Origin of the sequence: Cohnella luojiensis (assembly GCF_004564235.1) — a bacterium.
GTDB classification, from domain to species: domain Bacteria; phylum Bacillota; class Bacilli; order Paenibacillales; family Paenibacillaceae; genus Cohnella; species Cohnella luojiensis.
The window spans coordinates 1-23,008 of record NZ_SOMN01000009.1 but is presented as its reverse complement, the minus strand read 5'-3'; the positions used below and the strand labels follow the sequence as shown (position 1 = coordinate 23,008).

At 41.7% G+C, this 23,008-nt stretch carries 24 protein-coding genes and 2 pseudogenes; 24 read left to right on the top strand and 2 right to left on the bottom strand.

Annotation, left to right across the window (positions count from 1 at the left end; all coding sequences use genetic code 11):
- Positions 1-174 precede the first annotated feature (174 nt).
- The 9 genes and pseudogenes from E2980_RS09155 to E2980_RS09115 form a co-directional block, all read left to right on the top strand.
- Positions 175-1,097 (top strand): annotated as a pseudogene (locus E2980_RS09155) (MFS transporter); the annotation flags it as partial.
- Between the two features lie 1,438 nt (positions 1,098-2,535).
- Positions 2,536-3,177 carry an NAD(P)H-dependent oxidoreductase gene (locus tag E2980_RS09150; protein WP_135151883.1) on the top strand — a complete coding sequence of 214 codons (642 nt, stop codon included), beginning with the start codon at positions 2,536-2,538 and terminating at the stop codon, positions 3,175-3,177.
- A gap of 137 nt (positions 3,178-3,314) precedes the next feature.
- Positions 3,315-3,569, top strand: a complete 255-nt coding sequence (locus E2980_RS09145) for a metal-sensing transcriptional repressor (RefSeq protein ID WP_240702958.1) — start codon at positions 3,315-3,317, stop codon at positions 3,567-3,569.
- 395 nt (positions 3,570-3,964) lie between these two features.
- On the top strand, positions 3,965-4,816 hold the full coding sequence (locus tag E2980_RS09140) for a cupredoxin domain-containing protein (RefSeq protein ID WP_135151881.1): 852 nt from the start codon (positions 3,965-3,967) through the stop codon (positions 4,814-4,816).
- Positions 4,817-4,866: 50 nt separating this feature from the next.
- Positions 4,867-6,744: a copper resistance CopC/CopD family protein gene (locus tag E2980_RS09135; RefSeq protein WP_135151880.1), complete on the top strand. Its 1,878-nt coding sequence runs from the start codon at positions 4,867-4,869 to the stop codon at positions 6,742-6,744.
- Between the two features lie 24 nt (positions 6,745-6,768).
- Complete coding sequence (locus E2980_RS09130) at positions 6,769-7,476, top strand: response regulator transcription factor (protein WP_135151879.1); 708 nt, start codon at positions 6,769-6,771, stop codon at positions 7,474-7,476.
- The gene (locus tag E2980_RS09125) at positions 7,473-8,873 is read left to right on the top strand and encodes a sensor histidine kinase (RefSeq protein ID WP_135151878.1); all 1,401 of its coding nucleotides are present in this window, start codon (positions 7,473-7,475) and stop codon (positions 8,871-8,873) included. Before E2980_RS09130 ends, E2980_RS09125 begins: the two co-directional genes overlap by 4 nt.
- Before the next feature lies 1 nt (position 8,874).
- Entirely contained in the window at positions 8,875-9,084 is a 210-nt protein-coding gene (locus E2980_RS09120; RefSeq protein ID WP_135151877.1) for a hypothetical protein, read from the top strand.
- On the top strand, positions 9,081-10,241 hold the full coding sequence (locus E2980_RS09115; RefSeq protein ID WP_135151876.1) for a F510_1955 family glycosylhydrolase: 1,161 nt from the start codon (positions 9,081-9,083) through the stop codon (positions 10,239-10,241). The genes E2980_RS09120 and E2980_RS09115 overlap by 4 nt, the downstream gene beginning before the upstream one ends.
- Positions 10,242-10,264: 23 nt before the next feature.
- On the opposite strand, the gene E2980_RS09110 is transcribed toward E2980_RS09115, so the two are convergent.
- The gene (locus E2980_RS09110; protein ID WP_240702957.1) at positions 10,265-10,384 is read right to left on the bottom strand and encodes a four-helix bundle copper-binding protein; all 120 of its coding nucleotides are present in this window, start codon (positions 10,382-10,384) and stop codon (positions 10,265-10,267) included.
- Positions 10,385-10,578: 194 nt separating this feature from the next.
- On the opposite strand from E2980_RS09110, the gene E2980_RS09105 reads away from it, so the two are divergent.
- The 7 genes and pseudogenes from E2980_RS09105 to E2980_RS25095 form a co-directional block, all read left to right on the top strand.
- Complete coding sequence (locus E2980_RS09105) at positions 10,579-10,836, top strand: SHOCT domain-containing protein (protein ID WP_135151874.1); 258 nt, start codon at positions 10,579-10,581, stop codon at positions 10,834-10,836.
- Positions 10,837-10,916: 80 nt separating this feature from the next.
- Positions 10,917-11,078, top strand: coding sequence for an SHOCT domain-containing protein (locus E2980_RS24150; protein WP_167747048.1), 162 nt, complete (start codon positions 10,917-10,919; stop codon positions 11,076-11,078).
- A gap of 92 nt (positions 11,079-11,170) precedes the next feature.
- Positions 11,171-11,806, top strand: a complete 636-nt coding sequence (locus tag E2980_RS09100) for a class I SAM-dependent methyltransferase (RefSeq protein ID WP_240702947.1) — start codon at positions 11,171-11,173, stop codon at positions 11,804-11,806.
- Positions 11,807-11,874: 68 nt separating this feature from the next.
- Positions 11,875-12,141, top strand: a complete 267-nt coding sequence (locus E2980_RS09095; protein ID WP_135151872.1) for a DUF2933 domain-containing protein — start codon at positions 11,875-11,877, stop codon at positions 12,139-12,141.
- Positions 12,142-12,251: 110 nt separating this feature from the next.
- Positions 12,252-12,614 carry a c-type cytochrome gene (locus tag E2980_RS24905; RefSeq protein WP_135151871.1) on the top strand — a complete coding sequence of 121 codons (363 nt, stop codon included), beginning with the start codon at positions 12,252-12,254 and terminating at the stop codon, positions 12,612-12,614.
- 362 nt (positions 12,615-12,976) lie between these two features.
- Positions 12,977-14,029 carry a DUF6803 family protein gene (locus tag E2980_RS24435; protein WP_205699949.1) on the top strand — a complete coding sequence of 351 codons (1,053 nt, stop codon included), beginning with the start codon at positions 12,977-12,979 and terminating at the stop codon, positions 14,027-14,029.
- A 339-nt stretch (positions 14,030-14,368) separates the two neighbouring features.
- Positions 14,369-14,596: pseudogene (locus E2980_RS25095) on the top strand (putative iron-sulfur cluster-binding metallochaperone); the annotation flags it as partial.
- A 177-nt stretch (positions 14,597-14,773) separates the two neighbouring features.
- On the opposite strand, the gene E2980_RS09070 reads toward E2980_RS25095, so the two are convergent.
- Positions 14,774-14,893: a hypothetical protein gene (locus E2980_RS09070; protein ID WP_240702956.1), complete on the bottom strand. Its 120-nt coding sequence runs from the start codon at positions 14,891-14,893 to the stop codon at positions 14,774-14,776.
- Between the two features lie 302 nt (positions 14,894-15,195).
- Here E2980_RS09070 and E2980_RS09065 point away from each other — a divergent pair, with 302 nt between their 5' ends.
- The 8 genes from E2980_RS09065 to E2980_RS09030 all read left to right on the top strand — a co-directional run.
- The gene (locus E2980_RS09065) at positions 15,196-16,185 is read left to right on the top strand and encodes a multicopper oxidase domain-containing protein (RefSeq protein WP_135151870.1); all 990 of its coding nucleotides are present in this window, start codon (positions 15,196-15,198) and stop codon (positions 16,183-16,185) included.
- A 21-nt stretch (positions 16,186-16,206) separates the two neighbouring features.
- Complete coding sequence (locus E2980_RS09060; RefSeq protein WP_135151869.1) at positions 16,207-17,412, top strand: ZIP family metal transporter; 1,206 nt, start codon at positions 16,207-16,209, stop codon at positions 17,410-17,412.
- Between the two features lie 26 nt (positions 17,413-17,438).
- A complete protein-coding gene (locus E2980_RS09055) occupies positions 17,439-17,816 on the top strand; it encodes a hypothetical protein (RefSeq protein WP_135151868.1) in 378 nt (125 codons plus the stop codon).
- A 956-nt stretch (positions 17,817-18,772) separates the two neighbouring features.
- Positions 18,773-19,414 carry an NAD(P)H-dependent oxidoreductase gene (locus E2980_RS09050; protein WP_135151867.1) on the top strand — a complete coding sequence of 214 codons (642 nt, stop codon included), beginning with the start codon at positions 18,773-18,775 and terminating at the stop codon, positions 19,412-19,414.
- A 526-nt stretch (positions 19,415-19,940) separates the two neighbouring features.
- A complete protein-coding gene (locus E2980_RS09045) occupies positions 19,941-20,438 on the top strand; it encodes a C40 family peptidase (RefSeq protein ID WP_135151970.1) in 498 nt (165 codons plus the stop codon).
- A gap of 285 nt (positions 20,439-20,723) precedes the next feature.
- On the top strand, positions 20,724-21,056 hold the full coding sequence (locus E2980_RS09040) for a metal-sensitive transcriptional regulator (RefSeq protein WP_276322262.1): 333 nt from the start codon (positions 20,724-20,726) through the stop codon (positions 21,054-21,056).
- Between the two features lie 20 nt (positions 21,057-21,076).
- Positions 21,077-21,277 carry a copper chaperone CopZ gene (gene copZ / locus E2980_RS09035; RefSeq protein ID WP_135151865.1) on the top strand — a complete coding sequence of 67 codons (201 nt, stop codon included), beginning with the start codon at positions 21,077-21,079 and terminating at the stop codon, positions 21,275-21,277.
- Between the two features lie 89 nt (positions 21,278-21,366).
- On the top strand, positions 21,367-23,008 hold a 1,642-nt coding region (locus tag E2980_RS09030), incomplete at its 3' end, for a heavy metal translocating P-type ATPase (protein ID WP_135151864.1).

Sequence of the window (23,008 nt, the reverse complement as noted above, 5' to 3'; positions counted from 1 at the left end):
ATTCAGGATCAGAGTGCGAATGAAAGGCATGATCAAGTAAATTACGACTTTCAAAATAAAAATAACGGATCCATACAAACGTATAGTAGAGACGGAATTAAGCAAAGCAATTGCTGATAGGGGAGAGGAATTAATTAGAAGATTTCAGAAGCTCGGTATCGATCCGTTAGGCTCGGGAATATCCTTTCATTTGTTTTACCTGGCTATGGACTGTTTGTCGCCGCACGGATTATTATGGCTCTTGGCGCAGGTATGGTTGTCGTCACGGCATTAAGCATAGCGGCCAAAATAGCTCCGCCTGGCAAGCAGGCTAGTTCGATCGCAACGGTCATTATGGGTTTCACGGCTTCATTGATTATCGGAGTGCCCCTTGGAAGAATAATGGCTGAGGCATTTGGGTGGAAGTCGGTTTTCGCAGGAATTGCTTTATTAGGATTGCTCGCGATGATCGTGATTGTCCTCTCTATACCGCAGACGAAGGGAGACAAGCCCATTCCGTTGATTCAACAGCTCGGTCTCCTAAAGAAAAGAAAAGTGGCCATCGGGCTTTCCATTACCTTCTTCTGGCTTAGCGGATACTCGATCGCTTATACCTATCTTTCGCCTTATCTGCTTACTGTTTCAGGGATAAGTGACAAGTGGATTAGCGGTGTACTGCTTGTTTTCGGGATTGCCAGCTTGATTGGGTCAAAATTCGGCGGTTACAGTACGGATCGCTGGGGGGTTCCAGTTACGTTAATGGGCGGCATGTTGCTCCACATTGTCATGCTGATTTTGTTGTCGTTAGTGACGAACACATTGGCCGGCGTGCTGACCATCCTTGTCGTATGGTCGTTCGCGGCCTGGTCATCCGGACCGACGCAGCAATATTTATTGACAATGATCAGCCGGAATCGACAGGAACGATGCTGGGCCTCAACCAGTCCATGATGCAATTAGCCATGGCTGCGGGAGCCGGAATCGGAGGCATTGTTGTGGAGCAAGTTTCACTCGCATCCGTATCGTGGATCGGGGCAATCGGGGTTGCGATTGCAGTTGTAGCAGCATATTCTCTCTTCGCAACCAAACGAAAGCAAGAAAAGTTGTTAGCCTCTTGAATAATAATAATGAAGTCGGATTCTGAACAATTATGTATGAATAAGAACGGAGTTTCGCGGGTTCGCGTGCTCCGTTCTTCTACTTAAATCTGGAATATCCCATTAGGCTGTTCTAACTAGTTAATGAGTAAGGATTAAGAACTATGGAAAGTCATGAAAGTTATGTAAGTTAACAAAATCAAGTTGTATTGCGTTCCAATTAAGCTAGTTATATTTGATTCGAAGGGTTAGTCCATTAATTAACTTGATGTGATAATCCATACGATTCGAGACAATGGCAAACCATTTAACGATGTCCCGCATTGCTAAATGGGCCAAAGTCACACCAGGGACCCATGTAATTGCGGCGCATGGGCCTATTCAATTATAGGACCCGGTAACATATAACTAGTGAATAGGGATGCATATTCATGCAAATCGGATAATCCGGAGTTCTCAACAATTATGAAAAAAGACGTTGTGAGAAGAAAACTAAGTTTGAATCTCAATAATTATGAAAACGACACCTTATTTTATGCGGTTTCTGTGATTATTTTTCTCATCAAATATGACAATAGTATCCATTATTCATGGAGAGATTGCCATTTATCGGTAGAGATAAAAAATTGATTTGGATGCTCTGTATTCCGGAAGCACTCAGGGGCTTCGAGTATTGATGCCCATAGAGCAAATGTTTGTAATTTTCAGTAGATGATTACGTGGCCTTTGCGCCGTCTAAAAATATCGCTCATTGTCACATAAAGAATCGCAGCGTCGTTATATGTTCGAAGGGCAAAACGTGAGTGGAGGTGATAGAACGATAAATTTACCGGCAGCTGTATTATGATTCATTACTTCGACAGGGCTTTGATAACGTGTATCTTTTCTTCTTTGGGAATCATCGATCAACCGGATTGCCAGATCGGCTGTCGGGGGTTTCACGAAGGTTAACGCATATTTTATGGTTGTCTCATAATCGGTTACAGCAGAGATGGTGACTCTACGGGAGTGCGTGCCATTTGACGTGGCCATCTATGGTTTCGCTTATGAAACGCAGCGAAAGCAACATGAACCCGTTCATAATTGTTCCAGTCAGGTTCAGCTGCAAGCGCTCCTGATTTTTTTAGGCCGTCATTTTTCCAATCTGATATGTAAAAGGTCTTCTTTAATTGCTGTGACCTATCGAGAATCATTATTCCAAGAAATGCTGGTACCTAAGCTTTCAAATATAGGGCGCATAAGGACAAGCGGTGTACCCGTCGACGAGAATAGGATCTACCTGAAAAGTCAGTTACTCTCCATTTAGATTTACACCGGGCGAGCATCCGTTCTTAAGTGTACTGGACTAGCATGAATATGCAGCAACATTATGATTACGATAGGAACAATTCTGGCTAACATAGTATATTTCGTCACCGTTATGCGATCAAATTGAAAGTAGAAAGAGGAGATAACTAAAATGGCAAAAGTATTGTATATTACAGCTCATCCTCATGATCATAGTAAGTCAGTTAGCTTAGCTGTCGGTAAAGAGTTTTTAGATGCATATCGGGTAGCTAACCCGAATGATGAGGTCGTGAATCTTGATCTTTATCAAATGAATATTCCTCATATAGACGCAGATGTATTTAGTGGATGGGGGAAATTAAGCTCTGGTACCGATTTCGAGCAGTTGAGTGCTGAAGAAAAAGCAAAAGTTAGTCGCCTTGGCGAACTAGTAGATCAATTTGTGGCTGCCGATAAATATGTATTTGTTAATCCTTTATGGAATTTTCATTTCCCGCCGATTATGAAGGCTTACATTGATGCAGTATGTGTTTCAGGTAAAACATTCAAATATGCTCCTGATGTAGGTCTTATCGGTCTACTTGAAGGTAAAAAGGCTTTCCATATTCAAGCAAGCGGAATGGTATATTCGCAAGGGGGACCTTATGCAGAATATGAAATGGGTCATCGTCACTTAGGAGTCGTTATGGAATTTTTAGGCGTTTCTTCGTTTGAAGGCATCTTAATTGAAGGCATAGCTTCAACACCAGATCAAGCGCCGACCATTAAAGAAAATGCTATAAAAGAAGCACGCGATTGGGCTAAAAGGTTTTGATTAGAATTACTTTAACTAGAATAAATACCTCCCTGAATCGTAAGCTTATGAGCGATTCGAGTGGAGGTGTTTTTATTTTCGTAATTGTTAGTTATGACGTAATCTAGCGGATAATTTGTTAGACGTAAGCTTATGGAATCTTTGGTATTCCCAATCCCAGCCGAGCAGCACTGGAAGGTCAAGTTCGTGGCTTATTATATATGATGGAAGAAGAAAAGCACTGTAGAGAAGTGGTCGCTCAGATTTCCGCCATACGAAGTGCGGCGGACAAAGCCATTGCATATATCGTCGCAAAATATCTTGAGCAGTGCATACTCGAAGTAAAGGAAACCGGCCGACATACAAGCAAGGTTGTTGTAGAAGCAGTACAACTGATAATTAAGAGTGAGTAACCCTCTCAGAAGCAATTAGTAAATAGGTGCTTCTTTTTTTATTCAAGTAGTCTTTTGGTCGCGCCTTCCTGGTATCGCAAAGAGAGGTGGATTAAAGTGCTAACTTTTCTTCTCAACAGCCCTAATGAACCTCCAAATCAAATAAAATGTTCCTGCTAACAATGATAATCCGATGGCTAGTCCAATCCCGAATATTCTGTCTAATTTCCCCAAACAAACGAATCATTATCCGAATCAATGCCTTTCATCCAATGTCAACAACTTGATCTGCACTTTGGATATTGATTTAAACAAGCTGCGAGAATCGCGGCATTTTCTCATTCTTCACACTTTCAACAAATCTATTTGATAGGATAAGTTCATTAAAATCAATTGACTCATTCAGGAGGAAATTTATGTTGTCTGTTTTGAGCGGCGCATTGGTTATACTTTTCACCATCTATTTTATTATTCAAACGTACATGCGAAAGGATAAAATCACTTGTATGGCGGCCATGATGATTGCCATGACAGTTGGCATGATGTCTAGCCTTGCTCTTGGCGTAATATCGGGGGTCCTTTTCAAACACGATTTGACCTTATCGAGCATGATTGCCATTTTATTCGGAATCATTGCGGGGTACCTAACTGGAAAACCGGTAAGTCTCATGGCTGCATTGGACGGCATGTTAGCTGGCATCATGGGGGGAATGATGGGGGCTATGTTGGGCGTGATGTTGATTGTATCCGAACCAATGCTATTATTTGTCGACGTCATTTTTATTTTCATTATGTCCGTACTTAATCAACTATTCGATCAGGAAACCGGAAAATCAACATCTGATCAACAAAAAATTAGCGCACCCCATCTGATTAGCTTAGTAACACTTGTGGCTGGTGTAATATTTGTTGGAGTCTTGCTCTTAATCCAGAGAGTTGATTCGGGTCCTGCTTCAAATTCATCCTTGCCCCCTCAAGTACAGACCAGTTCTGAAGGAAATGAAGGGTATCAAATCGGGAATATCGAAGTGAAGCCGGCTGGTTACGGTCCTCAAAATATTCAATTGAAATCGGGAGTCCCGACTCAAATCAATTTTCAAACGGAAGACAATATAGGCTGCTTGAGTCAAGTGTTCTCAAAAGAATTGGGGTTTCAAGCAACCTTAAATGAAGGAGACAACTTCATCACTTTAAAAGACCTCAAAGCAGGCACATATTCTTATACGTGCGGCATGGGAATGTATGGCGGAAACATCACGATCGAATAATACGGTCATGCCATGCAAAGATGTATAGAAAGAGGTAAGGAGATGTTTGTGTGATTAAAAAATTACTAATGGCATTCCTACTCGTAGCAGCCTTCATTCCGATTTCAACGATAGAAGCACACTCGCCAATCGAAAAACGAAGTCCGGAATCAGACGCCATTCTCGAGGCAGCTCCCTCCAAGATTGAACTCTTTTTTGAAGAGCCAGTTGAAATCCATAGAAGCTCCATTATCGTCCGAAATGAACAACAGTCAGAAGTACAGCTTGGAATGCCGCGATTGGACCCTGGCGATACTCGCCATATGATGATTGACTTACAGAAAGTTCTCCCCTCAGGTCTATATTCCGTCTTCATTGATGTTGTTGCTATAGATGGCCATGCGTTAAAAGAGAAGTACGATTTTCAAATCAAACTGAAGGAAACGACCTACGAACAAAGATTTGAAAAGCTGAAATTGGAGCGAACATCCCCCGAAGATGGAACCATCACTAAGGCATCACCGCGCAAAATTGAAGTATGGTACTCCGAAGAGGCAGAGATGGATTACTTCGGGCTTCTAAATGACGAAGAGCAGAATGTTCCAACGGAAATTCCAGCGATGGACCCTAATGATCCGAAGCATTTTATCATCAATTTGAATCAAGAACTGCCTCCAGGAACTTACTCCATTCATTCGCAGGTGAAAATCGGAGATCAGAAAAAATACGATATCGAGTATTTCGCGGTTCAACAGTTTACAGCCATCTCAGGACCGGCTTATTCATTCGGTGATTCGTTTTTGAAGCATATTCAATTATTGCAATGGACACATTGGTTCTCATACATGACGTTACTGTCGCTTGTTGGCGGATATTTAATTCAATTATTCATAATTAGAAACAGCGGCAACCAAAACCGGTGGCGGTTTTTTGCTAACGTCTTATATGGGGCAAGTATTGCGGCACTTCTATTGGAGGTTGTTGCTAATAAAGTTCAGTATTCAGAAATCATTTGGAAGGATTTTATCGGCTTTTACTTTGTTCGGATTTTGGTTGCTCAAATCGTCCTATTATTAATCAGTTATATTATCGTTTGGAATAGAATCAAACTGTTATTGTTATTCTCGGTATTGCTTGGATTAGCATTAACAGGTCATACTGCAGCGCCAAGTTATGGGGGGATTTGGAGCGTCACCCTTGATTTTATTCATTTACTTTCGGTATCGATCTGGATTGGCGGGTTATTAACATTTGGGGTTATAGCACCGAAGGAAAATACGATGGAATGGCTCAAAGAAAAAGGTAAGATCTTTTCAAAATGGGCGCTGGTCAGCATGATTCTTATTCCGATAACTGGCATCTTAATGACGATTCGATTCGTGCCGTCGTTCTCTCTAAGCAGTATGTTATCGAGTTATTGGGGAGAGATGCTTCTGACCAAAGGGATTCTTTTCATCGGTATCATCGCAATAGGTGCTTGGCAGAGAAGAATACTAGGAAAATGGGCAGCGGGTATTGCCGCTCATTTCCGTAAATGGTTACGAATCGAACTTGTTATCGCGGCTTTGGTCTTGTTCGCTGCCGGAGTGCTAGTTGATTTGTCGCCAAAAGATGCGGAGGAGGGGATCTACCCTCAAACGCAAACGGTAAAAGGGGTGCAAGCGATGGTACAGATTTCTCCATTGATCGCGGCTCCAAATGAAATCACAATTCGTTTCAATGAACCTTCTGACATTCAGAGAGTAATCGTCAAATTCTCGACTACGACCGGTTGGATTGTGGAGAACTCCGCTTTTTCGTTCGGGAATGGTGAATATAAGCTAACGGGTTATTACTTTCATGCGCCCGGTACGATGAACATGGAGATTCATGCGTATCGATCCGACGGCACAGTGGTAAAACTGCCCTATAAAATTCAAGTTCCGGGTATTATGCCACCTAATATTTAACTTCATCGAGAGTGAGGGGGGTCTATGCAAAAATTTCAAATACTCGTTGTGGATGATGAGTGGAATATGCGAAATTTGCTACGAATTTACCTGACGAAAAATGGTTATGAAGTAACGGAAGCGAAGAACGGCCATGAAGCTTTAGCATTCGTTGCGAATCGTGCTTTTGACGTCATCATACTGGATGTGATGATGCCAGAAATGGATGGCTTAGAGGTTTGCGGCAAAATTCGAGAAACAAAGCAAACTCCCATTTTGATGCTAACCGCTCGTTCAGAGATCAAAGATAAAGTTTACGGGATTAACGTCGGAGCAGATGATTATTTAGTGAAGCCGTTTGAGCCTGAAGAATTGATGGCCCGGGTATTTGCCCTTATTCGGCGCTCTCATTTTTCTGATACAGACGCTGCAGATATCAAAGCGATCAAACAAGGTGATTTAACAATTGATCCGGAGGGCAGACAGGTGCTGGTGCAGGAACAAACGGTTGATTTTACACCCAAAGAGTTTGAATTGCTGCACTTGTTTGCGGATCAATCCAAACGGGCATTTTCACGAGAGTCATTGTTGGAACATATCTGGGGTGCTGATTATTTTGGCGATATCCGCACCGTGGATACCCATATCAAAAACATTCGGGACAAAGTCCGTAAAGCCGGACTGTCGTTTAATCCGATTCAGACCGTTTGGGGAGTCGGATATAAATTTCAAGGTCCGGAAGAATGCCGATGAAATGGAATCGAATTGTCGTCAAACTCGGCGGAACGATTATTCTCTTGTTTCTTGTGGTGCTATTGCCTGTTGGATTTGTCACGAATCAGATTTTTTCCGGATTTTATTTTAATAAGGTTCAGGAGAATTTAGATCAGTTATCGTCGCGGTATGCGGACTTCCTAGCAAGTACGCAAAACCCAGCGGCGGTCAAAATGATGGCCGAATTCTCACAAGTCCTCGTGTACGTTGTCGATGTTGACGGGCAAATTATTGTTGATCCCGGTATAGAGAGTTTATCGAAGGGTACCCATGTTCCGAATGAGGAACTCGAAGCATTATCAAAAGGATCTGCGATTAAAAAGGAATATAAAGATTCTTTCACAGGAATCCGATATTTGGTTTCCGGTAAGCCCATTAAGAATAGCAACCTGTTTTATGGCGGAGTTTATGTCCTCTCCTCAATGGAAGGCATCGGGCAATCTGTTCAAAAAGTCCAGGATTTATTGATTCTATCCGGTATAGGCGCCTTTTTTATTGCGGTTGGTTTTACCTTCGTCATTTCCAGAAAGTTATCCAACCCCTTAATTCAAATGGAGCAAGCGACTCGAAAAATAGCAAAAGGGGACTTGGAAACAAGGGTAGATGTGGTTTCTAAAGATGAAATAGGATCGTTGGCTTATGCCATTAACGATTTAGCAGTAGATTTGCAAAGGTACAGGGATACGCGAAGTGAATTTTTCGCCAACATTTCACATGAGCTAAGAACGCCAATGACCTATATGGAAGGTTATGCGAAAGTCGTCAAAGAGGGGTTGTATCAAACCGAGGAAGAGAGAAATCAGTATTTAGATATTATTTATCAGGAGAGCGCTCGGCTCACGCATTTGATTCATGATCTATTTGAGCTTTCCAAAATGGAAGAAGGGAAATTCAGTTTCAACCTGGAATGGATTGATCTTTCCGAAGTCATCGAACAGGTTACATTAAAGGCCGGATTAAAAGCGAAGGAAAAAGGATTAGAAATTAGTGTCGATCTGCAAAAGGATCTCCCGATGATTTACGCCGATGGTCTGCGCATGGAGCAAGTTTTTCTGAATTTGATTGAAAATGCGATTCGCTATTCGGAAAAAGGAACTGTATTCGTACAAATGAAAAGATCGAATTCGAGTGAGATTTTGATTAACGTTGAGGATACGGGCATTGGTATACCGCAAACGGAGCTGCCTTACATTTTTGATCGGTTTTATCGTGTTGAAAAGTCGCGTTCCCGTGATTTTGGTGGAACGGGGTTAGGCCTAGCGATCGTGAATAGATTAGTCGAGCTCCAAGGGGGAACTATTGAAGTTTCCAGCCAGGTTGGCCATGGTACCTGCTTCGTTCTCCGATTCCCGTTAATATCCAAGGAGGAACCATAAAATGAAAAGGTTAGAATGGATTATTGCTATTTCATTCGTGGTGATCGGACTATCTTGTTTAACCATGTCGGCCACTTCGATGATGAAACCGGAATCCATCCATGATTATTTGAACATGTTAATGAGAATATGTCTCTGGACAGGCATTCCGGTTCTCATTGCTGGGATCACGTACCTGATATTCAAAAGAAATAGGGGGAATAAGCGATGAAGAAAATGGTTGTAGGACTCTTATTCGGATTATTTTTCGCAACCTCACAGGCATTGGCGCACGGTACAGCAGAGGAACATCAGGCAGAATCGAGCGGTAATTTGATGAATTATTTCATGATCGGCACGATTGGTTTGTTTGTTCTATTTTTAGTCCTTCATTTTAAAGCAAACAACAAAGCTAATAAATTAACGAATGTTAAAAAACAAGTGGACCGGGAAATACGATCGAAGTTGACCAAATGGGCAATTAGATATAAATGGCTTTATATCGTCTTTCTTCTTGGAAGTCTTATTCTTGGTGGTATAAGCCTCTTGGGAGGAGGCGCTTCAAATATCACTTTGCATCATATTCATGGTTTGGGTTATTCCCCAGATGGCAATAAACTTTTAATCCCCGCGCACGATGGTATTCGAATGTATGAAGGCGGAAGTTGGAGTGTGCCGCCAGGAGATAAAAATGATTACATGGGCTTTTCTGCTGTTGATGACGGTTTTTACAGCAGCGGACATCCGGGTCCAGGTTCAAGTATGAGTAACCCAATAGGCATTATCAAAAGCAATGATGAAGGAAAAACAATTTTGAAATTAGCTCTTGAGGGGGAGACTGATTTTCATGACATGAGCGTAGGGTATAAGACACATGCCATTTATGTATTCAATCCAGCTCCGAACTCAAAAATGACTTCACTAGGGTTGTTTTACAGTTTAGATGAAACCAAAACATGGACAAAGAGTGAGAGCCGTGGAGTCGAGGGAGAACCCGCAGCCCTAGCTGTTCATCAAGTGAAGGAAAACATAATTGCGCTAGGTACTCAAACAGGTGCTTACATTTCCAGGGATTATGGGAAGAGATTTGAAAAAATCGTATCAGATCTTCAGGTTACCGCCCTATATTTTGATAATGAAGGAAAATTAATGGTTGGCGGATATAATCAAAAACCAGTATTGCAAGTTGTAGATATCGAAACTAAGTCGATGAATACAATCCCTATTCCGAAACTTGATGATGATGATGCGATAACATTTATGGCTCAGAATCCAATTATGGCTATTGAAATGGTGTTTGCCACGACTAAAAAGGATATATATCTATCTCATGATGAAGGAAACAATTGGATAAAAATCGCAGATCAAGGAAAAGGTAAGAACGAGTAGTAAGGCAGTGGAGAAAAACGAAACTATACATCAAGGTGTTTAGGATATAAAGCAAATGGTTCTTTCAAGCATAAGGAAAGACATTCTTCACATGCTTGCATACATTTGTTACAAGCATCGATACATGTCTGGTATTGCTGCATAGTCGATTTTACAATAGTTGGCATTGATTAGATCCTTGGATTTTTTTATATTTTTAAATAACGGAAAGTATTGTTTGCAGATTTCATTTTTATATACACGACCTCTTAGCTTATTGGGTGTAATAATCAGGAACTTTAGTTTCAAGGGGATTTTTAAGAAGTAAATGAAAATCCTATAGATGGAGGTGGCATATATGGTGGATGGATCCATGATGAACGGTTCAATGATGGAAGGCTCTATGATGGCAATGTGTATCATGATGGGTATCGGTTTGCTTATATTTGTAATTGTCGTCGGATTAACCGTTTACCTAGTTACCCGAATGTTGATGAAGAAAAGCCGACTTGAAGATCGTCCCTTAATGATTTTAAAAGAGCGTTATGTTAAAGGTGAAATTAACGATGAAGAATATAAGCAAAAGCGAAATTTATTATTCAGGCATACAGAATAAAATGCAGACGGAATCTTCACTGTTTTATCAAATCCTTATGCTAGGATAAACGTAAGTCCAAACTTAAGGAGGAGATTCAAATGGGATGCTGCGGACCTTCAAACAATAAAAAACAACAAGTCGTTCAAAATAATGATGCAGATAAACAATTAAGTCCGAGTGATTTGTTGAAAATTCGTTTAGCGCGTGGGGAAATCACGTTCGAGGAGTATGTGAAAACAAAACCCTTGTTAGAAGAATAAAAACATGGATGTTACCAGTGTCAGGATAATTTCCGGCACTGGTTTATTCATTTCATCACAATTTCAACATAACTATGCTTATAATAAATTGGTTGAATAGCGTAACCGGAGATGAATCGTTATGGGAAAAATGGTTTCCAAAAGTCTATGATAGTTTAATGGGTCCGCTAGAACGAAGAGGATTTGGTCAAATTCGGAAAAAACTGATTCAAAAAGCGCATGGAGAAGTATTGGAAATTGGATCGGGCACGGGTCTTAACTTTCCCTTTTATGAACATGCCAATAAGGTAACCGCTATCGAACCTGAGCCACGCATGAGGGAACTATCTTTACCAAGAGCCCAAAGTGCCCAAGTTCCGATTGACGTTATATTAGCTGAAGCGGAAAAGCTTCCCTTTCCAGATGATTTTTTTGATACTGTAGTTTGTACTTTGGTTTTTTGTACGATTCCTAATCCAACTAAGGCTCTAGAAGAGATCCGTCGTGTTTGTAAGCCGGAAGGACATATTTTGTTGATAGAACATGTAAAAATCGAGCATCGTTTTCTTGGACAACTTCAGGAATGGCTTACTCCATTTTGGAAGCGACTATGCGATGGTTGTCATTTAAACCGCAATACGCTTCATTTGGTCAAGCTGGCGGGATTCAAAGTGACCTCAGTAAACCGCTACTACAAGGATATATTTCTTGTCGTTGAAGCGATCAATAAAAAACAATCTTTCTTCTAACTTCCTTCAAACTTTTATCACATTGTTTCGGTATATTGGACTTATCTAAATGAATGGAGGAATGAGCAATGCAATGGTTAAACATTTTGGCTGTTCTAGCCTGTCCCTTAATGATGATCTTTTGTATGAAAGGTATGTTTTTCGGAAATAAAAATACAGATGGAAAAGGGCAAACAAATGGTCAGACGGGTGTGTCTACCCAAGATTTTCAAAACCTCCAAATCAAAATAGCTGAGATGATGGAACAAAATCATAATTTAACTAAAGAGCTCCAATCTTTGAAACAATCACAAACGATAAATGAATCGAACAACTCCATTCGGTCAATTTCATAAAATTAATGGAGTTTGACTCTGGCATATCTCCGATCACCACATAACCTTTGCTTGCAAGCGTACAACAAGGTAACGATTCGAATTCCTGATTTCGCTGAGGTGATGGTTTAGTGTATAAGTGGTTGTTGTCGGGATTAATCGTTCTGACTTGTGTGTTTGGCGTTTATTTGCTCGTTTCTTCACTCCCGCCCAAAGCTGAAACAAGACCAGAATTGCCAGAAGTTACGGTGCCGGACAAGCCTGTCAATGTGAACGCAGCCGATCAGATTTATAAACAGAATTGCCTATCTTGTCATGGCGATCAACTGCAAGGTTCAATCGGGCCACAATTAAGTAATGTTGGCGGTAAGTTAAGCAAAGAGGAGATTTACAAACGAATCCAGAAAGGTGGCGGCGGAATGCCACCATTTGATGGAAGACTGACAGAGGATGAGATTATCAATATCACCAATTGGTTGGCTGACAAGAAGTAATTGAGTGAGCAAAGTAAAATGAGGTATAACCTATAATGTTAACCAAATTCCTATAGCAGCATTTGGATTGTTGACTCCCGTCCTCACGGACTAAACTATTACGTTCCGCGCGTTGTCGTGGTAACGATCAAAATATTTCTGCGCCGTTGGTGGGCAATGCGTTGAGTATATATTTGCGATGAAAGAAGTAATCGACCGTTATAGGGCGCTTACTTTTTTGTATTTATATATGGCAAAACAGTGGTTGTTAATTCCAACTTAGTTTCATCATAAAATCCCCACAGTTTCAACACATTTATTGTTTATAGTAGTTCTAGTCAAAACAACTAAATCCGCTCGGATAAGAAAGGGAAAACACACACATGCAGTTTGCACACTTTATGCAGCTATTGACGGCAAACCAACCTTGGAATCTTATCTTTTTTATGGCGATTCCCATGCTCATGATCGAAACGATTGCCATCACGGAATTTTATCTGATTTCCAATCGTAATAAGAAGGGGATTGTGAAGTCAATCAATCGCCTTGCAAGTATATTTTTCGGCTTTTATTTTACGGGAATCTTTTTTTATCTCATATTCAACGTGGTCATTCCACTGACAAAAGCAGGAGAATGGCTGAATTGGGTGGATATAGCAGCGGTTGTTATTAATTTGAGCGGAGTACTGTTCCTTCTTCCTCTTGCGATACTTGAACTAGGGATGATTTTCAAGAAAAAAACAGTGGAAAGTAAATTGAAGATTCATTTTATACTTGTCAGCGGATTCCTTATTGTTGGTCATGCCGCTATGATTCTTGGCATGGTGGATCTCAGTATCATTGACCTGAAAACGGCGAATGGTAGTATGGACATGAACATGAATACGAGTATGACGCATTACATGACATTATTGATGGAAAACCAGCCTTTGAACCTGATTGTCTTTCTGGCCATTCCTATCATTCTAGTTGAGGCGATTACGATCATGGAATTTTTCGTTGTATTCAAACGTCAAACCAGCGGCACGTTGTGGAAGGTCAATAAAGCTGCCACCATATTTATGGGCTTATATTTTACAGTAATGTCGATTTATCTCATAATTAAGCTCGTCATTCCAATTACCCGTAATGACGAGTGGTTGACGTGGGTGGACTGGGTGGCAGTAGGATTTTATATCAGTACTGCGTTGTTCGTTCTTCCGATGGCCATTATGGAGCTTGGTTTGATTTTCAAGAAGAAACCGGAAGAGAAGAAGACAAAAATTCGTTTTGCTCTTTTAAGCGGGGCTATAATTGTCTTCTGCCTGATCGGTATGGTGTTCGGATCGGTTAACCCGAACGTTGTCAGTAAATCAACCGGGAACGGTAAAATGGATACGGAAATGAATTTAAAAACGGATACGAATACGAACATGGAAATGGAAAAGAAAAAGTGAAATCCGTGATGAGCGCCCCAATTTGGGGCGTTGTTGTTTTTTTCGCATCCTTTCTCCATAAATCTTCCTACTAATGATACATAAACTAATATAAACAGAATTGCCTTTCATGTCAGCGGCAGGATGCCAAAATTTGAAGGAACACTGACGGAGGATGAGATTGTCAATATCACCAACTGGTTGGCCGGCAAGAAGTAATGGAGGTAAGCGGTTAGTCAAGGTTACGATGTTGTTAAATCCTAACTGGGCTCTCAAGCTCCATATTGTTAGAGTCCGATAAAAAGTATATTTCTTATCCTACGACAGTTCGTGTGAGCTGTAGGAGGACAAGAACAAGGGAAAAGTGTTCCGCTTATTACGCTCAAAGCATTGCTTAATGCTTCAGCGCTAGAAACCATCCAACCTGAATCGTCATATGCTTTTTGCCCCACTCACTCATGCGATGTGGTTTATTTCAGCGGTTCGCAAACCCTTGGCAATGGTACTCTTAAAATTTCGGTGTTCCAAAAGAGCAATGCGATGGATGTGCCTGTTTGCTATTGCTTCGACTGGACAAGAGACGTCTAACACAAGCTATTGAAACAAATCAACATCCCATTGACCATATCAGAGAACAAGTACAGGCTAATCGCTGTGGTTGAGAAGTCAATAACCCGCAAGGTGCTTGCTGCCTGGGCAATGTGACAGCATATATTCGGAGTATCGTTAGGAGCTAACCTTCATTCGATTATCCTCAGGAATTCGTCAAGCGTTTGGTGTTTTATTAGCTTTAGCTTGAGCTATTTTTTTGCCTTTTGCAGTGAGGACGATTCCTCGGTATTTTTCATACACCACATATCCGTACTCGTCCAATTTCTGCAGCATACGAGTGATGGAAGAAGGCGCAAGATTCAATTCTGAGGCAATGTCGATCGGGCAATAAAAAAATAAAGAGCAAGTGATTCAGAGGAAATTATTATTCGATCTTTGCGTGAAAAAACTATTGCAAACTCTTGGCATAGAGCATATAATTTGCACTAGGGAAACTTATTTGGTTGAGGCGAAGAAAAGGGAGTCTTATTTTTTTGTGGTAAAAGTTGTACTAGGGAAACTTAATTTCATTGGGACAAAATAGTAGTTAAAAGAAAATTATTCCCATGAAGATTATTAGGAGAGTGAAGGGGACAATGAAAAAAACATTATGGATTATTGCAGTCTTTGCTGCGATCATTGCCGTTGTCGGAAGCGTCTATTTTTTTCTTCCCACAGAGAATCAGCAAGTTCAAGCAAAGAATCATTCGTCTGAACACGGTAAGGAGCATGAAACGAATACAGCCAGCGGCGAAATGCCGAATGCTACTCCGCTCGATCCGACAAAATTCGATTATGGAAAGAAATCGGTTGGGCCTAACGGCCAGACGATCAAAGAATTTGAAATCGTTGCGGAAGACCGGATGATGGAAGTTTCGGACGGCGTCGAATTTCCGGTTTGGACCTATAATGGGACAGTGCCGGGGCCCACGATCCGCGTAACAGAGGGCGATTATCTCAAAATTAAATTTACGAACAAAGGCAGTATGCCGCACACGATTCATTTGCATGGAATTCATCCCGCGAATATGGATGGCGTATTCGAGACGGTTGCACCCGGAGGCAGTTATGTCTATGAATTTACGGCTGAATTGCCCGGGTTATATCTGTACCACTGTCACCAGGATCATGTAAAAGCACATATTAACCAAGGCATGTACGGTACGTTCATTATCGATCCGAAGACGCCCCGTTCTCCCGCAAAGGAATATGTTATGGTCATGAACAGCTATGATGTTGATTTGGACGGCGAAGGGAATGAATTTTATACCGTTAACGGCAAAGCATTCGAATATATGCACAATCCGATTCAATTCAAAGTGGGCGAACCGATTCGGATTTACTTGGTCAACATGACGGAAATTGATCCGATCAACTCGTTCCATACTCATGGCAACATGTTTAACTTTTATCGAAACGGTACCAAGATAGAGCCTGATGAAATAACGGACAACGTCATTTTGGCCCAAGGTCAGCGCGGCATCATCGAGATGACTTATAAGTACCCAGGGAAATATATGTTCCATGCGCATCAGAGCGAGTTTTCCGATTTAGGTTGGATGGGATTGTTTCAAGTAACCGAATAATCGATTGAAGGAGGGATCAAAATGGCGAATCTGATGACAAATCCACAAACAAAGTCTGGCAGTCCGTATCGTTTGGTGATTGCCGCGCTGCTTCCTTTAGTGCTGCTCGGTCTTATGATCTATTGGCTGTTGGGGAACGGTTCTAACCTCTTTAATACCCCCGAGATTCCGGCAGATGAATTATCGGCGACGAAAATAGAGTTTCATCCGAATGAAATTCAAGTCAAGTTGAGGAATACAGGCCCTGATGAACTGACGATCACGAATGTTTTGGTCAATGGCGCCTTTATACACCAGTACGAGATTTCGCCAAGTAATACTTTGGGCCGATTGAATACGGCAACGATCACGATTCCTTATATGTGGGAAGAAGGGAAGCCTTATGTAATCGGGACTTATACGGCCAACGCATTCATATTCGACTTTGAAGTGCCGGCAGCCATCTCGACTCCGACGGTTTCTTGGGACTACATCAAAACGTTTTTCCTCATGGGGGCTTACGTCGGGATCATCCCGATTTTTCTGGGATTTCTTTGGCTACCGATCCTCAGAAAAATCGGAGAGAAGAGCATATCCTTTTTGGTTGCTTTGACGGTCGGGGTTTTGGCTTTCCTTGGAATCGATACGATCTTGGAAGGTCTGGAGTTGGCCGGAAAAGTTCCGAGCGTTTTTCACGGCGTTCCGCTATTCATAATGGCGATCGGAATTGGTTTTTTCGGAATTGTCGGAATCGAAGCACTTGTCAAAAAAGGCAAAGGACGAATTTCTTCCAGCGGGCTTCTTCTTTCCTATATGATTGCTTTGGGGATAGGTATCCACAATATGGGGGAAGGACTTGCGATCGGCTCAGCATTCGTTCTCGGTGAAGTCACACTAGGGACGCTGCTGATTCTTGGGTTCACCGTCCATAACGTAACCGAAGGTATTGCGATTCTTGCTCCGGGAGCAAAACAAAAGATCAACTGGGTTCATCTTATTCTGATGGGGCTGTTGGCGGGAGTTCCTACAGTCTTCGGAGGAATGATCGGAGGCTTTGCGTATTCTCCAGTACTGGCCACAATCTTTTTCGGAATCGCAACGGGCGCAATATTACAGGTCATCGTTGAATGCTGGGGCTTGATTCGCGGCGATCGATTGGCAACAAAGCTTCAAGCTGCTCCGAATTGGATCGGGTTGGCCGCAGGTTTCTTGCTTATGTATTTGACCGCACTATTTGTGGCAGGATAATTTCAATTATTTGGCGGTGAAAGGGAATGTTTGAATTGAAGAGAGCAATGAGTTTCATTTTTCTTTCTATAGGAATTGCTTTGATGGTTTCTGGATGTTCATCCGCAGCCGCATCCAAAAATGCGAACGAAGTCGAGGTTGCTCTGAAAGAGTACTCGATCGGTACAGGTGAGATCCGTTTAACAAAAACAGATACTGCTCCGAAGGTCACAATCAAAAATAAAGGCATGAACGTTCATAATTTTGTGATTCCGGAGTTCGGCATTGATTCCGGACTGATTCAGCCGGGTGAGTCTGTCACGTTGGAATTAGACGTGAAAGAAGAGAAGGTTGTTCAGGCAAAATGCACATTGCCCGGGCATACAGAAGCTGGAATGATCGCCAAGGTCATGATCGGCAAATAAAACAGCAGTACACAGCACTGGGTATTTACCCGGTGTTTTTTATCGTGGTTTTTTAGTTTAAGGATTAACCTTTCTTCTCAATAGCCCTAATAAACCTCCAAATCAAATAAAAAGTTCCTGCTAAGCGACCGGCAAACCATTAATTCTGTAATTCAACGGTAGAGTTGACGACAATGGATGCAAGCTGTATAACGCTTTCGGATCCTTTAGATCGGGTAACTGCTGGAGCTGTCCGAACAGATACATCAAGCATTGGAACGGGGGTTCATACCATTCTCCTTTTCTGGTTCAACTATGCTGTAGATGATTACGTGGCCTTTGCGCTGACTAAAAGTATCACTCCTTGTCACATAATGAATCGCAGCGTCGTTATATGTTCGAAGGGTAAACGTGAGTGGAGGTGATAGAACGATAAATTTTCCGGTAGCTGTATGATCATTTATTACTCCATCAGGGCCTTGATAACGTGTATCTTTTCTCCTTTGGGAATCATCGATCAACCGGATGATTGTCATATCGGCTGTCGGGGGTTTCACGAAGTTGAACGTATATTCAATTGTTGTCTCATAATCAGTAGAAGTAGAAATGGTGTCTCTACTGGAGTGCGTGCCGTTTGATGGCCACTTATGGTTTCGCTTATTAAACGTTGAGGAATCAACGTGAACCCGTTCATAATTGTTCGAGGCAAGTTAGCTGCAAGCGCTCCTGACTTTTATAAGCCTTTATTTCTCCGATCTGATATGTAAAAGATCTTCTTTATTTGCTGTGACCTTTCGGGAATCATTATCCCAAGTAGATGCTGGCACCTAAGTAATCAAGTATAGGGCGCATAAGGACAAGCGTTTAACCGTCGACGAGAATAGGATCCACCTGAAAAGTTATGCGATCAGCTGGTCATGTAAAGAATAATTAAGTCATTTGGGAACATTAAAAGTAGAAAAGAGGAGAGAACTAAAATGGCAAAAGTATTGTATATTACAGCTCACCCTCATGATCATAGTAAATCAGTTAGCTTAGCTGTCGGTAAAGAGTTTATAGATGCATATCGGGTAGCTAACCCCAATGATGAGATCGTGAATCTTGATCTTTATCAAATGAATATTCCTCAAATAGACGCAGATGTATTTAGTGGATGGGGGAAATTAAGCTCTGGTACCGATTTCGAGCAGTTGAGTGCTGAAGAAAAAGCAAAAGTTAGTCGCCTTGGCGAACTTGTAGATCAATTTGTGGCTGCCGATAAATATGTATTTGTTAATCCTTTATGGAATTTTCATTTCCCTCCGATTATGAAGGTTTACATTGATTCAGTATGTGTTTCAGGTAAAACATTCAAATATGCTCCTGATGTAGGTCTTATCGGTCTACTTGAAGGTAAAAAGGCTTTCCATATTCAAGCAAGCGGAATGGTATATTCGCAAGGAGGACCTTATGCAGAATATGAAATGGGTCATCGTCACTTAGGAGTCGTTATGGAATTTTTAGGCGTTTCTTCGTTTGAAGGCATCTTAATTGAAGGCATAGCTTCAACACCAGATCAAGCGTCGACCATTAAAGAAAATGCTATAAAACGAGCTCACGAAGCAGCTAAAAAATTTTAATGACAGGTAACTTTAACTAAAAAAACACCTCCACTGAATCGTGATTGAGCGATTCAAGCGGAGGTGTTTTATTTTTTCGTTTTGTTAGTTATATAGTTGGCGTGATTTGGTAAGCTGGCGGGGCAACTAAGATCGGATTGCCGAAACCCTCAACTCTTGTGGCGTTCCTGGATGATCCGGAATTATTGAAAGTAGCTCATGGGTTGAGGAAACGCTTATACAAGTGTTAAATCAATCACAATAAATTTGCATATTTCGGGGAAGTCTTTTAAAAGTGAGCGGACTTTGATATTGAACAACGTTGAGTCTCGCTAATAAGGTAGAAGTCGCGAAGAAGCAAGATTGCAGCTTCTTATTTTTGTCATTTATCTCTGAACAAACTCTCATTGAACTCTAATAAAGAGCATTTTCACCTGTTATAACAGGAGTTTCTCTCTCCTTGGAAATGATTAGGGTGTTTTGATTCTGGTAAGATGATTTCAACACCGCTGACTCAAACAAGATGGAGGGATTTACTTAAGTGTTAATGAACAAACGACTTATCCGTAAAGTTATTAGTGTAAGTATATGCTCGGTTATTGGGCTAACCGCTCTCGGCTTCGGACAAACTGGCAAAGTGGAAGCCCACGTAATGAAGAGTGAAAATAAAATGAAAGAAAATAAAATCATTAGTACAGGCACAAAATACTTGGGGGTAAAATATCTTTTTGGTGCTCCTGCGGGCGTTACATACGCTTTCGATTGCTCCTCATATACCCAATATATCTTTAAAAAGAACGGAATTTCTCTGCCACGGACTTCATCAGCACAGTCCACGAAAGGTGTTAAAGTAGCCAAAGCGAACTTGAAGAATGGGGACCTCGTGTTCTTTAAGGATCCAGGCCGCCCGGGGAAGATCGGTCATGTAGGCATTTATATGGGGAATAACAAAATGATCGGCGCCTCAGGTAAGGCTGTTAAGATTTCAAGTCTTGGCTCCTCCTATTGGAAAAAACAATATGTTACGGCACGCCGTGTGATATAAGGCACTAATAAAAGCAAATACCAACAGTTGACCAGCATTAAAGCTGCGTCAGCTGGTTTTTTGTAATTATGTTGTCGATAATGAAAGGATAACCTATTCGGAACGTTATCCGAAAAAATAATGTAACCGTTCAAGAAAAAGACTCGTTAATATCCAGCCTAACAGGCGAATGGCCGTACAACCTAAAAAGAAATACTTCGGTTATGTGTGTAAAATAAAAATGTATTATGTATTTGACATACCCTAATGGGGTACCCTATAATCGAATCAAGAGGTGATGCACTGGTGGAACATACTATTGATAATTTGCAAGACGAAGACTGTTGTTCTAGCGAAGGTGAAAGAAAAAGCCACCACTCGGATAAAATGAAATCAAATCTGATTTCCCGACTAAATCGAATCGAAGGTCAAATTCGAGGAATCAAGGGATTGATTGAGAAAGATACTTACTGTGACGACGTCTTAAATCAAATCGCAGCCGCTCAATCTGCACTAAATAGTGTGGGCAGGTTATTACTCGAGGGTCACATGAAAAGTTGTGTCGTCGAAAGAATTCAATCTGGGGATCATGAAGTCATCGATGAGCTTCTGGTAACGGTTAATAAATTAATGAAATAACCACTATGGAGGGATTTAGAATGACTAATATCACTTTAAATGTACAGGGTATGTCTTGCGGACATTGCGTGAATTCGGTAGAAGGCGCTTTAAAAAAACTGGGTACCGACGCAAAGGTGGACCTTGGAAGTAATTCGGTAACTGTAGATTATGATGAGACCAAAGTTACGGTTTCTGCAATCAAAGAGGCAATAGAGGATCAAGGTTACGATGTCGTATAATTATATTCGGAGTCATCTGAAGATGGCTCCTTCTTTTTGAAAATAATTATACCCTATGTGGGTATAATAAATAAATAGAGGTGATAATCATGAGTACAGCAGAATCCGCTCGAAGCGAACAAACAACTCTGCAGATCACGGGAATGACTTGCGCGGCTTGCGCAAACCGAATAGAGAAAGGGCTGACCAAGCTTGACGGCGTATCCCAGGCAACAGTGAATTTTACATTGGAGCAAGCATCCGTCAGTTATGATCCAGGTAAAGTGGATCTGAGTAAGCTTGAGCAGAAAGTTCAGGATCTCGGTTATGGCACCGCGAAAGAATCGGTTGAATTTGAAATTGGCGGCATGACTTGCGCGGCTTGTGCGACTCGGATTGAAAAAGGACTCAATAAAATGCCGGGTATTCATAAAGCAACCGTGAATTTGGCATTGGAGTCCGCTCATATAGAATTTTCTCCTTCAAGCGTTACGATTCCCGATATGATCAAGAAAGTAGAGCATCTCGGGTATAAAGCGAACCCAAAAGAGGAAGTAAAGGATGCAGGAGATCGCAGGCAGAAAGAAATACGTAAACAGAAGCGTAAGCTGCTGATTTCCGCTATCTTGTCCTTACCCTTATTATGGGCTATGGTGGGTCATTTCTCATTCACATCTTGGATTTGGGTACCGGAGCTCTTCATGAACCCATGGTTTCAACTGATCCTCGCGACTCCCGTTCAGTTTGTCATTGGCAAACCATTCTACATCGGCGCTTATAAGGCACTGCGTAACGGAAGCGCGAATATGGACGTTCTCGTAGCGCTTGGCACTTCGGCAGCTTATTTTTATAGCCTATACTTAACCTTGCAATCAATCGGAAACGCTCACCACCAAGTGGATATGTATTACGAGACGAGTTCGGTATTAATTACCTTGATTGTTATGGGTAAATTGTTCGAAGCGATGGCCAAGGGACGTTCCTCGGAAGCAATCAAAACCTTGATGGGCTTGCAAGCTAAGACAGCTTTAGTCATACGAAACGGTCAAGAAATCATTGTGCCCGTGGAAGAAGTTGTTGTTGGAGATGTGTTCATCGTGAAACCGGGGGAAAAAATTCCGGTAGACGGCGAAGTCGTCGAGGGGGTATCGGCCGTTGACGAATCGATGCTGACAGGCGAGAGTATTCCCGTCGAGAAACGCGGAGGAGATCCGGTTATCGGTGCAGCTTTGAACAAAAACGGGGTCCTGAAAATCCGAGCAACCAAAGTCGGTAAAGAGACGGCGCTCGCCCAAATTATTAAAGTCGTCGAAGAAGCGCAAGGTTCTAAGGCACCTATTCAACGAGTTGCGGACGTCATTTCGGGTATATTCGTTCCCATTGTTGTTGGAATTGCAGTGGTTACATTTCTTGTTTGGTACTTCGGAGTGGATAGTGGAAATTTCTCCGGCGCTTTAGAGAAAGCGATAGCCGTGCTTGTTATTGCTTGTCCTTGCGCGCTTGGTCTTGCAACCCCTACTTCAATTATGGCAGGCTCGGGACGTGCAGCCGAACTCGGGATATTATTCAAAGGCGGAGAACATCTTGAAACGACGCATCGGATAAACGCGATCATACTCGATAAAACGGGAACGGTCACCAAAGGGAAGCCGGAATTAACGGATATAGACGTCGTTCAAGAATCGAATCGCGAACAGCTGCTTGGATGGATTGGCTCCGCCGAGCGTAATTCTGAACACCCCCTTGCAGAAG